This is a genomic window from Nitrospirota bacterium (assembly GCA_035516965.1).
Classification (GTDB): Bacteria; Nitrospirota; UBA9217; order UBA9217; family UBA9217; genus MHEA01.
Window position 1 is genome coordinate 22,250 of sequence record DATIZR010000040.1, and the last position, 12,106, is coordinate 34,355.

At 58.1% G+C, this 12,106-nt stretch carries 7 protein-coding genes; 6 read left to right on the plus strand and 1 reads right to left on the minus strand.

The window, feature by feature from the left end; translation table 11 throughout:
- The first annotated feature begins 33 nt into the window (after nucleotides 1–33).
- The 3 genes from lpdA to VL197_04690 all read left to right on the plus strand — a co-directional run bounded on the left by lpdA (nucleotide 34) and on the right by VL197_04690 (nucleotide 4,318).
- Nucleotides 34–1,434, plus strand: a complete 1,401-nt coding sequence (gene lpdA / locus VL197_04680) for a dihydrolipoyl dehydrogenase (GenBank protein HUJ17268.1) — start codon at nucleotides 34–36, stop codon at nucleotides 1,432–1,434.
- A gap of 663 nt (nucleotides 1,435–2,097) precedes the next feature.
- Complete coding sequence (locus VL197_04685; protein ID HUJ17269.1) at nucleotides 2,098–2,571, plus strand: DUF2844 domain-containing protein; 474 nt, start codon at nucleotides 2,098–2,100, stop codon at nucleotides 2,569–2,571.
- Complete coding sequence (locus VL197_04690) at nucleotides 2,558–4,318, plus strand: DUF3443 family protein (protein HUJ17270.1); 1,761 nt, start codon at nucleotides 2,558–2,560, stop codon at nucleotides 4,316–4,318. Before VL197_04685 ends, VL197_04690 begins: the two co-directional genes overlap by 14 nt.
- A 60-nt stretch (nucleotides 4,319–4,378) precedes the next feature.
- On the opposite strand, the gene mazG is transcribed toward VL197_04690, so the two are convergent.
- Nucleotides 4,379–5,152 carry a nucleoside triphosphate pyrophosphohydrolase gene (mazG, locus tag VL197_04695; GenBank protein HUJ17271.1) on the minus strand — a complete coding sequence of 258 codons (774 nt, stop codon included), beginning with the start codon at nucleotides 5,150–5,152 and terminating at the stop codon, nucleotides 4,379–4,381.
- Between the two features lie 142 nt (nucleotides 5,153–5,294).
- Here mazG and VL197_04700 point away from each other — a divergent pair, with 142 nt between their 5' ends.
- From VL197_04700 to VL197_04710, 3 genes are all read left to right on the plus strand, one after another.
- Nucleotides 5,295–5,714 carry a hypothetical protein gene (locus VL197_04700; protein HUJ17272.1) on the plus strand — a complete coding sequence of 140 codons (420 nt, stop codon included), beginning with the start codon at nucleotides 5,295–5,297 and terminating at the stop codon, nucleotides 5,712–5,714.
- A gap of 172 nt (nucleotides 5,715–5,886) precedes the next feature.
- Entirely contained in the window at nucleotides 5,887–8,379 is a 2,493-nt protein-coding gene (gene glnD / locus VL197_04705) for a [protein-PII] uridylyltransferase (GenBank protein ID HUJ17273.1), read from the plus strand.
- A 35-nt stretch (nucleotides 8,380–8,414) separates the two neighbouring features.
- Complete coding sequence (locus VL197_04710) at nucleotides 8,415–12,044, plus strand: translocation/assembly module TamB domain-containing protein (GenBank protein ID HUJ17274.1); 3,630 nt, start codon at nucleotides 8,415–8,417, stop codon at nucleotides 12,042–12,044.
- Nucleotides 12,045–12,106 lie beyond the last annotated feature (62 nt).

A 12,106-nucleotide genomic window follows, 5' to 3' on the forward strand; every position in this document is an offset into this window, starting at 1 on the left:
CCTTTCCCCCGTTCGATCGCGAGGAGGTGTACGATGACGATGCGACTGACAATCCTGGGTGCCGGCCCGGGAGGCTACGTAGCGGCGGTGCGGGCGGCCCAACTGGGCGCCCGCGTGACCGTCATAGAAGATACGGAGGTCGGCGGCACCTGCCTCAACAGGGGATGCATCCCCACGAAAACCATCATTGCATCAGCTGCGATCTTTGACCATGTCAGACACGCGGCGGATTTCGGCATCGAGGTAGCCGGTCCAGTCGTTTTCAGCCCGGGGCGGGTCCGCGAACGGAAGGACAAGGTCGTCGCCACTCAGGTGAGGGGGGTTAGAGGTCTGCTGAAGGGCTGGGGCGTGGAAGTCATTGAGGGCCGTGCTTCGCTCTTGAACCCCCGGAGCGTCCGCGCTCTGAGAAAAGACGGCACGACCACCGATCTCCCTACCGACAGGGTTATTATTGCGACGGGCTCGAGGCCGGCCCGGATCCCGGGATTTCCCTTTGACGGCAAGACCGTCATCACAAGCGATGAGGCGGTCCAGCTCAATCATGTACCCAAAAGCCTGCTCATCGTCGGCGCCGGCGTGATCGGCTGCGAGTTTGCCTTCATCTACCGGACCTTCGGCGCCGAGGTGACGGTCGTGGAGATGATGCCCCGCGCGCTTACCACGGAGGACAAGGAGATATCGGCGCTGATCGAGCGTGAAATGAAAAAGGCAAAAATACGGCTGATAACGGGTGTGAACGTACAGCAGGTGACCCAGGGCGGCAACGGCATGCTGGAGACGCGGTTATCTGATGGGCAGGAGCTGAAGCCTGAGCAGGTGCTTGTGTCCATCGGACGTTCCCTCAATTCTGAGGGTATCGGACTTGAGGAAACAGGTGTGGGCATTGGCAAGCGCGGCGAGATCCTTGTCAATGAAAAGATGGAAACGAACATTCCGGGCATTTATGCCATCGGCGACGTGACCGGCAGGTTCATGCTGGCGCATGTGGCCTCCCATCAGGGGCTGGTCGCGGCGGACAATGCGTTGGGAGGCAATTCGACGATGGACTATTCCGTGGTGCCCGCGGGCATCTTCACGATGCCGGAGATCGGCAGCGTCGGCATTCGTGAACAGGAGGCCGTTGCCCAGGGAATCGAGCATCGTGTGGGAAGGTTCCAGTTCCGGGCGCTGGGCAAGAGCCACGCGATCGGCGAGATAGCCGGCATGGTGAAAGTCCTCTCTCGGGCCGACACCGACAGGGTTATCGGTGTGCATATCTGCGGCGCTCATGCGACAGATCTGGTCCACGAAGGTGCACTGGCGATCAAGATGGGAGCCACGGCAAAGGACCTGGGCTCCATGATCCACGCCCACCCCACGCTTGCTGAAGCGGTCATGGAGGCCGCCGAGGATATCCATGGCACATCCATCCATGCGCCCAAACACCAACACTGAGGACTGGATTTCCGCCAGGAATCGTGACCCCGGACCTGTTCCCGGGTGATCGGCCCAGGCGATGAATGACTATCAGCCGCATCCCCGCTTTCAGGTCAAACACTGCCTGAAAAGACCTTCATTATGATGGGGTGCGGAAAGCCGCACACGTGATGAAGAGATATTTTTCTTCCTGTGTCTGACGAGAGCGCCCTTCGAAAATAAGAGCATTTTGTGCGTCACGATGGGGCTCGACCAATTTTGTGATTGTCTTCCTTAGTAGTTTAAAGAATCATTTATTCATGTACAGACAGCATTGTCTACTCGAATGGTTCAATCTTATATCCCCGTGTACCGAGCGAACTCTATTTCGGCCCCCTGTGTGATTCTAGCGTTATGTGTTATGAAATTGGATTTGACATTCACGGCGCTAGGCTTGCTTTTACAGCCTCATCCATGGGCATCTTCCATGTTTTCTCTTGATTTTATCCTGACGAGACAGGTATCATCACCAGGTTATTCGTGGAACCCTGGAGACTGATGTGTGTTTCCCTTACCCGCGATTCAAGGCATTATCTGGTCAATCAGGGTCAGCCGGGAAGAGGAGATATGATAACCGGGAGAGATGGTTAGTCATCAGGGTGACATGCGACATCTCAATCTCAATAGGGCGGAGCATATCATATGACCATAAAAAGAAGCCTCGAAGTCCCGTTGTTCTGCCTCGGATTGCTCGTTGCTTTGATGGGAGCAGCCCGGCCGGCCCATGCCGTGCTCGGCGAGCCGGCCGATTCGATTGCTTCTGACCGCAAGGCAATGGCGGCGCTGCGCAGCGCGACCACGGTGCGCAACGGCTATACTGTCGAGGAGGTGGTATCTCAATCGACCACCGTCAGGGAATATATCGCGCCATCCGGCATCGTGTTCGGTATTGCCTGGAATGGCCTGGTCCATCCCGACCTCTCGATGCTACTGGGTTCCTATTCGGGCGAATACCAGAAAGCGCTGCAGCAGCCACGCATACCTGGCCAGAGGTACAGGCGGGTGAAGGCGAACGGCGTTGTTGTCGAGAAATGGGGGCATATGCGGAACCTGCGGGGTCGCGCTTATGCGCCAGCCTTGATTCCCCAGGGAGTGAATGTCGATGATATCAAGTAGAATACAACTCATATTGGTCCTGGCTCTTGTGGCTGGTTGCGGAGGAGGCGGCTCCGGCGGTGGATTTATCATTCCTCCCCCAACGCTCAAATCTATCGCTGTCACGCCGGCAAACCCGAACGTTGCGCTCGGGATCACCGAACAGTTCACGGCAACGGGGACATATTCGGACAACTCTCTGCGGGACATTACCACATCGGTGACATGGACGTCGTCAGCACCCAATGTCGCGTCGATCAGTAATACGGCGGGTTCGGAGGGTCTGGCCGGCTCGGGCAGCCAAGGTCAGACGACCATTACGGCTACGTTGGGAATCGTCTCGAATTTTACCGATCTGACCGTGACCCCGCCTGTGCTGGCGACCATTGACGTGGATCCCGCAAACCCAAGCATCGCTCTCGGGTCAGGACAACAGTTTACTGCTACGGGCCATTACTCGGACAACACGACTTCGGACCTCACGACATCGGTGACATGGACTGCATCAGCACCGGACATCGCGATTATAAGCAATGCGACGGGATCGCAAGGATCGGCCACCCCGGTCGCGGCGGGAACTACTGCGATTATTGCAATATCCGGCCCTGTAAGGGGCGCTGCCGTCTTGACGGTGACCGGAGGCGTACCCACGGCAGCCAATGTGCTTCCCATCACGGTTAACGGCTCGCTCTGCTCTTCCAACTCATACCCCAACAAGCCGTGTATAAGCGTTACCGTCTGCACCCCCGGAACCGCAACGTGTCAGACCGTCAATGACATCGTAATGGATACCGGAAGCTCTGGCCTGCGCATATTTAAGGTGGCCCTGAACGGTCTCGCTCTTTTGCAGATTACCAGCGGCTCCGGTTCGCTGGCTACGTGCGCTCAGTTTGGTGACGGTTCATCGGAATGGGGGCCTGTACAGAGCGCAGACGTCATATTAGGGAATGAACCCGCTGTTAAAGTACCGATCCAGGTCATCGACGCGACATTTGACGCTATTCCCGCAGCTTCAGGATGCCAAAATGCAGATGCAACCCCGACAGCCGCAGGTTTTAACGGCATGCTGGGAGTGGGCCTCTTTAACCAAGATTGCGGCCCCTATTGCGAAGACCCTCATAATTTAAATATCAAAGGCTTGACTTATCCATATTTCTCGTGCACGGGCAAAAATTGCACTCAAGTCACGGTTTCGCTTGCCGATCAGGTACAGAATCCTATCGTGAGTCTTCCCACTGACAGCAACGGCGTGATCGTGCAGCTGCCGAGCGTTGTCTCGACCGGTACAACCTCGGTCAATGGTATACTCGTGCTCGGCATCGGCACGCAGTCCAACAACATTCCTTCGGGAGGAGTCACCGCATTTGCAGCCGATCCATTCGGAGATATCCGTACGATTTTCGGTGGTAATATCTACGGCAGCTTCATTGATAGTGGATCGAACGGATTGTATTTTGATGCCTCTTCCACGAGCGCGCTTCCCGACTGTGGAGGTTTTTATTCAGGCTTATTCTGCCCGCAATCTCTCTATACCAGCCCTGCCACTATCAATGCGAGTTATACAGGCTCGCCGAGCAATACGGTCACATTCCAGATCGACAACGCCATTACCCTCTTGAATTCGCAAAACAGCGTACTTCCTGATCTGGGCGGGTCTGCGCCGGGCATGTTCGACTGGGGTCTTCCGTTTTACTTGGGACGAAGTGTCTATGTTGGGATTGACGGGCAAATATCCGCTCTGGGTACCGGACCATACTTTGCATATTGAACGTGAGGAAAAGGCACAGTCGGCGTTACGCTGAAGATGCCCCCAACTCTAGCCAGGGAGTTATTTCCCCTTCGCCTCCTGCCACAGCTTCTCCATCTCGTCGAGTGTCATCTCGTTCAGTGACCTGCCCGAGTCGGCAGCGGACTCTTCGATATATCTGAACCGCCTGATGAACTTGCCAATGGTCTTCCGGAGCGCTTTGTCGGGGTCGACAGCGAGGAACCGGGACAGGTTCACGAGCATGAAGAATATGTCGCCCAGTTCTTCTTCTATCCTGGCAGCGTCCTCCGATTTCAAGGATTCTTTGAACTCCGCGATCTCCTCGTCGAGCTTGGGAAGCGCCTCGTCGATCCTGTTCCAATCGAAACCGACGCGGGCCGCCCGCTCCTGGAGTCTGTGCGCGCGGGTGAGCGATGGCATGCTCCGGGGCACCCCCTCGAGGATCGATTTGCGATGCTCGGAACCCCTTTCCTTTTTCTTTATCTCCTCCCAGCTTGCTATAACCTCCGTGTCGGTTGAGAGCTTTTCCCCGCCGAACACGTGGGGGTGCCGACGGATCATCTTCTCGACGTTCGTTTCGATCACGTCCCGCATCGTGAATTCACCCTTCTCCTCGCCGATCCGGGCATGGAAGATGATCTGGAACAGGAGATCGCCGAGCTCTTCCCTGACCTTCTCAGGGTCTCCCTCGTCAAGAGCATCGATCACTTCATAGGCTTCTTCGATCAGGAAAGGCTTCAGGGACTCGGTGGTCTGCTTGCGGTCCCAGGGACAGCCATCGGGACTTCGCAGCTTTGCCATGAGATCGACGAGCTTGCTGAGACTATCCGGCATAGAACTTACCTCGCATAGGGGGTAACGTTACACAAACAGCATGGTGTTTGCAAGCTTTTTTCTTGAAAGCCCTTTGTCAATATGGTAATCTTACACGTGCGAGTGGCGCCCGTAACTTTCTGATTCTGAAAGGAGTTCGAACATGTTGAGGCGAGCATTGACCGTCATCCTGCTGCTGTCCATCGTTGTTCTGCTCACTGCCATGGGAGGAAAGGGCGGAGGGTTCGAACGGGTGCCCCGTGTGGAAAAGGATTATGCAGTAGTGGTGACCGATGTTTCAGGCAGGAAGATCGATGGCGAGAAATTCAGCTGGGAAGGCCGTATCCGTTTTTCCGGCTACATGGGGATGGCCGAGGTGAACATCCCCTTTGAGAGAATAAAAGAAGTGACGGTGGGAGAGAAGCGGGACCGGAAAGTGCCGGTCACGGTCCGCCTTTCCGACGGCAGCGAAACAACCTTCGAGGTCGACGCGGACTCGCGCTGCTATGGAGAGGCAGGCTTCGGCAGTTTCATGCTTGTGATGAGCGATATTAAAGCAATCGGTTTCAAAGGCCTTCGCTAGGCGAAGCGCAGTGGCAGCGGGGTAAGCAGAGGAAAGCCCCGGCGTCTCTGAGTCCCCGTGGCGCACCTTTTCCGTCCGGCTTCCTATCGTGGAACCCTTGAATCAACAAATTCCCCAATCCCAGGAAAACAGTCTTAAAACCTTCCTTGCCGAGGAGAACGCGGTAATCCGGGTGGCGCATTTTGCGGGTGCGTCAGGCAGCGAGGTGGTCCAGCGGCGAACTAGCCTGATAGACACGATACTGCGCGATGCTCACAGAAAGGTCGCTGCATCAGGCCCTATGCCGGTGCTTGTTGCCATCGGCGGCTACGGCAGGGGAGAGCTCAACCCCCATTCCGATATCGACATCATGTTCCTCTGTAGGGACGAGTTGGACAGAAAACGGGCGCCGGAGCTCCTGTACCTGCTCTGGGACGCGGGACTCGACATCGGGTACAGCGTGCGCACGATCAAGGAATGCGTGACGCTCGCGAGGCAGGATATCAAGATCCGCACCTCGCTCCTCGAGTCCCGTTTGATCGCCGGGGAACTCTCCCTCTACCAGGTTTTTCTCGCTGCCATGCAAAGCGACGTGTTTTACTGGAAGGCGTCCGCGTTCATCGCTGAAAAACTGTCTGAACGGAGCAGCACCCGCAGGAAGTACGGCGGGTCTGTTTACCTGCGTGAGCCGAACATCAAGGACGGCGAGGGCGGGCTGCGTGACGTGCACACGGCCCTGTGGATCGCCTTTGCCCACTTCAGGATATCATCGCTCGCCGGGCTGGTACCCCGGGGTATCATCACGCAGGGACAGTATGACGTGTTCCTGCGGTCCCGCAACTTTCTCTGGAACGTAAGGAACGAGATTCATTACCTCTCCGGCCGCAAGAACGACCACATCACCTTCGACCTTCAGGAGCAGGCGGCCCGCGATCTGCGGTATCGTGATTCCGCACACCTGTTCGCCGTCGAACGGTTCATGAAGGCCTACTTCATCCATGCGAGGAACATCAGGGAATTCTCGAACCTGGTGGCCGAGGCCGTGCTCCCGAAACCCGCGCGCCGCTGGTTCGAGCGGACACGGGCGCTTGGGCCGTTCACGCTCGTCGGCAGGACGCTTATTATCAGCGGCAATGGAACGTGCCAGGGGGACGTTTCACTGATCATGCAGGCCTTCGAGGTCGCGAAGTCCCGCCGTGCCGTCTTCTCGGACAGGCTCCGAGACATGATCCGGTCCTGCAGGATCGAGGATGAAGCCCGGACATCGCCCGACGCAGCGAAGACCTTTCTGGCGATCCTGAATGAACCCGAGAATCTTCCGGACACGCTTGCGCTGATGAAGGACCTCCGGTTTCTCGGCCGCTACCTCCCGGAGTTCCGGGCAATCCAGGCGCTGGCGCGCCATGATTATTACCACATGTACGCCGTGGATGAACATATCCTGCTGGCCATCCGGAACCTGGAGATGCTCTGGTCGGGGAAATTCCCGTCGCTCGCGACGCTCCGCGATGCATTTGCCGGCCTCACCAAGCGATGGCGTCTGACGCTGGCCGTGCTGCTCCATGACCTGGGCAAGGTGTACCGTGCGGACCATGACGTGAAAGGAGTCGAGATCGCCGGACGGGTGCTCGACCGCCTGGGCGTTGAGGGTGATGACCGGGCTCGCATCATGTTCCTGGTCAAGAACCACCTTGTCATGTCGAGCCTGTCACAGCGGCGCGAGCTCGATGACGGAAAGGTGATTGCGGATTTTTCCCGGCTCGTCCGGGACCGCGAGAATCTGTCCATGCTCTACCTGCTCACCTATGCCGATATCTCGGCAGTGCATCCCACGGCATGGACGCAGTGGAAAGCGACGCTTCTCCAGGACCTCTATCTGCGGACGTTGAATCACCTGGAGTCGAGCGAGCAGGAGACGGAGATGGCGCAATCGCGGCTCGTCACGGCGTCCATCAGGATCAGAAACGCGGCCCAGGGGCTCTTTACGCCTGAGGCGATCGATTCCTTCCTGGTTTCGATGCCCGATCAATACCTCCTCTTTACCTCGCCTCGCCGCGTTGTCGACCATATGAACATGATGCTGAGGCTCCCGGCGGAAAAGCTGGTCATCGAGTATTATCATCGCCCGGAAAAGGGATATACAGAACTTACGGTCTGCGCCTATGATGCCTACGGCATGTTCTACCGCACAGCGGGCACGATCGCGTCCAAGAACCTGAACATCCTGAGGGCGCAGGTCTACACGTCCCGGACGGGCGTGATGATCGATACGTTCCAGATCACCGACCCGGAAGGGAAACTCGCCGCCTATGACGACGCGTGGGCGAGTCTCCTCATCGAGCTTCGCAAGGCCCTGATGAACGAGAGCAGGCCTCCCGAGCCGGGCCTGTACGCCGCTTCGCGCTACCTCGCCGTCAGAGTGACTCCCGACGTCGCCTTTGACAACGAAACATCGGATGCCTTCACCATCATCGATATCACGGCGCGGGACATGGTGGGCTTCCTGTACCGGGTCACGAGGACGCTCTTCCTGCTGAACCTCGACATCGCATCGGCTAAGATTGTGACTGAAGGCGCCCGGGTCATGGATTCCTTCTACGTGACGGATATGTTCCGCAAGAAGATCGTCGACCATGAGCGGCTCGATAAGATCAAAGAGGCGCTGCTCAAGGTCGTCGGGGAATAGCGCCGCTCCCGGCGAGCACTGCAGTCGACCTTACCATGATGAAACGAATACTGGTCATAGCATCGATCTCCCTTCTCGTGCTGCTCGCCGCTGTCGAGCTCTACGTCCAGAGCGATTCCTTCGCAGTCCGGCTGCGCCCCCTCGTCATTCAGCAGTTGAAGGACGTGCTGGGCGAGGAGGTCGGAATCGGCTGGGTGCGCGCGAATTTCATCCCGCTCTACGTCGAAGCGCGCGACATCGTCCTCCTGGACGCGAAGGGCGGGCAGGCCGTTGCCGTCCGCAAGGTCAAAATATACATCAACCCACTTCCGCTCATTCTGAAAAAGGTTAGCATCACATCGGTCTCCTTGCTGGAGCCAAGGATCTTTGCCGAACGCTCCAGCGCGGGAGACATCAATCTCGTTCCCCTCGTGGAGCGAATACGCGCGAACCTGAACCGGATGCAGGCACACGGTCCTTCCGGATACAGCATCGTCGTGCGGACAATCACGGTCAGCCAGGGTGCCATAACGTGGCAGGATGCTGCCACACCGCTGCTGGCATCCGTGACCGGGCTGCAGGCGAGCAGCAGAGTGAACGTGGCAGGAGACAGTTTCGCGCTTGCCCTGAAGAACGCTGCTGTCAGCGTCGCTACGCCGGCGCTGCCGGCCATGACGGGCAGGTTGAGCGCTTCCCTGCGCTATGATAGCGGCCTCGTTCGCTTTGATGCCGTCGATCTTAGCAGCGCCGACACGAAGATGTCCCTTTCGGGCACCATGGGCCTCCTCCCAGAAGGTCTGCTCAATCTGCGGTTCAGGGCCCGGTCGGGTCCGCAAACCATCAACCGGTTCGCCAGCCTGTTGAAACAGTTGAAAAAGGAAAGCATGTCCCGTCTCGAGGCTTCGGCAACGATCGAGGGCTCCATCAACGCGCCTTCGATCGCTGGAACCCTTCTGCTTCCCGCGATCGGGTACCAGGGGGTGCAGTTGAAGGACGCGGCGCTGTCCTTCTCCTACCGCAACAGGCACCTGGCGATTAGCGGCGAAAAATGGAAGGTCGTCCGCGGCGCCCGGAGCGTCGTGGTGAATAACATCGTGGCAGAACTCGGTTACAGCGCACAGGGATTCGATATTCAGCGTTTCGATATCCGGACCGAGGATCTCTCCGTCACCCTCTCCGGAAGGGCCGATCCTCAGAGGGGCTTTGACGTAGTCCTGGATGCGGAATCCCGCGACAAGGGGCAGGCCCTTTCATTGCTGACGACCCTGCCGATCGAAGGCGGGATCAGGGCCACCGGCTCCCTGACGGGTCCGCTCAACGCTCCGCTGTTCGATGGCTCCGTGTCCGCGCGTAAGCTCAGCGTTCGCGGGATTCTGTTCGACGAGGCCTCCGGCGGGCTCCGGTACCGCTCGAAAAAACTGAGCCTCGAATCCGTCGACATCCACCAGCAGGCATCGCGGTTCTTCTTCGACGGTTCTGTAGAGCTTGGCACGAAGGACCCGCTTTTCGCCGCGAAGCTCAAGGTTGTCCGGGCCGATGTGGCGCGCGTGGTGGCCCTTTTTTACGAACCGCTCCCGCTTCATTTCTCCGCGACCGGCGAGTTCTCCTTCTCAGGCACGGCCCGGGACTTCACCGGGAGCGCACGTCTAGCGCTCGATTCCGGGACGGCCTATCATGAAGCTTTTGCGCGGGGCGCAATCACGGCGCAGCTTACCAGGGACAGGATCTTTTTTTCGGAAGTCACGGTCCAGAAGGGTAGCGGCATTGTCAGCGGCACAGGATGGATAAGCTTTAATGGCACCTATCAGGCATCGATCCACGGGCAGGGCGTCAAGTTGTCCGAAGTCAATCTGATCGCACCGGCCCCGGTGGACGGCGCATTCGACCTTTCCATCGAGTCGGGAGGCAGCTTCAGACGGCCTGTCGTGACAGCGACCCTGGATATGGACGAGTTCATCCTGCGCCACACCGAATTGGGAGGCTTGAAGGCCGAACTGCTGATACAGGACGGCATCCTCACCGGCGCGTCATCGGTTGCCGACGACCGGATCATGCTGTCAGCACGGATGGTGCTCAGCAGACCCTATGCATGGACGGCAGACCTCCGGTTGAAGGGGGAGCGGCTCGATCCGCTCCTCCTGCTGGGCAAGAGCGAATTGAGGGGGCGCCTTCTGGCAGCCGTTAATGGGACCGTCACGCTCCGCGGGAACGGCGTCGATCCTGCATCCCTGGCGGGAAGCGCCCGCTTTCAGCAATTGGGCATCATGATCGGTGATTACCCGATCGAGAACGACGGGGCAGCCGTCGTTTCCATCCGGGGAGACCGTCTCAGCATCGCTTCGCTGAATTTCAAGGGGCAGGGGACCCAGCTCGCGGTCACCGGAGGTGCCCGCTTCCTGAAGGATGTCGATTGTTCCTTTCGGGGAACGGCCAATCTGTCGCTCCTTCGCCCCCTGTTTCGGGATCTGGAGTACAGCGATGGGGCGGCCGAGGTGAAGCTTACGGTCCGCGATGACTGGGAAAACCCCGATGTGGCGGGCGAATTGACCATCCGGAACGGCGAGGTCAAGATAAGGGACATCCCCCAGAGATTTTCCTCGTTGAACGGTAAACTGACCTTTGACCGGCAACGGATGGCCGTTGACCGGTTCACCGGTCAAATCGGCGGGGGCACGCTTACGGCGTCCGGGAATGCCGAACTCGAAGGCATCGGGATCCGGGATTTTTCGACGCGGGTCGTCTTCGAGAATGTGACGGTCAAGTATCCGGAAGGACTGACATCGACGCTTTCAGGTGATCTCTCTTATGACGGCAATATCGCCGAGCAGTCCCTGACGGGAGATGTGCTGATCAGACGGGCACGATACGAAAAGCGCGTGGAATGGAAGAGCATGCTCGTCGACATCGGGAAGGGGCTCTATCAACGGAAGAAGACCGAGGCCGGGTGGGTTGGCGACACGCAGATCAATATCCGGTTCAGCGGCAAGGAAAACATCCTGTTCCAGAACAACCTGGCCAAGATCCCGCTCGACGTCGACGTTTTCCTGCGAGGGACAGTGAACCATCCCCAACTCCTGGGAAGGATTGAGGCCCAGCAGGGATCGGTCTATTTCCGCCAGAATGAGTTCAAGATCCTCCACGCCTCGGTTGATTTTGTCGATCCCAGCCGGCTGAACCCCGTGCTCGATATTCAGGCTGAGATCCAGATACGGGAATATCTTGTCCGCCTCGCCGTCGCCGGAACCGCGGACCGCGCGGTGGTAACGTTGTTGTCCGATCCGTCGCTTCCCGATTCCGACATACTGACGCTGCTCGCGCTCGGAAAGACGGGAAACGAGCTCAAGGGGAAGGAGGCTGGCGTGGGCATGAGCGAGGCGGCATCGTTTGCGACCGGACAGTTCCAGGACATCTTCGAAAGCCAGGCCCGGAATCTGACCGGACTCGACCGCTTCCAGGTCGATCCCTACGTCAGCAAGGGAGACACGTCCGTTCCCCGTGTCACGCTCGGCAAGGAGATCGTACAGGACAAACTATATCTCACCTATTCATCGAACGTGGGAGCTACGACACCGGAGCAAATCTTCCGGATTGAGTATATTCTGAACAGGCATTTTTCTCTGGTCGGAGAGCGGAACGAACTGGGGAACACCGGCGCGGACATCAAATACAGGTTCGAGTTCAGGTAAAGTACGAGTCTGGAATGAAGAGCGTAACAGAATGGGGGGAATGAAAGCCTCCCTTGCTGATC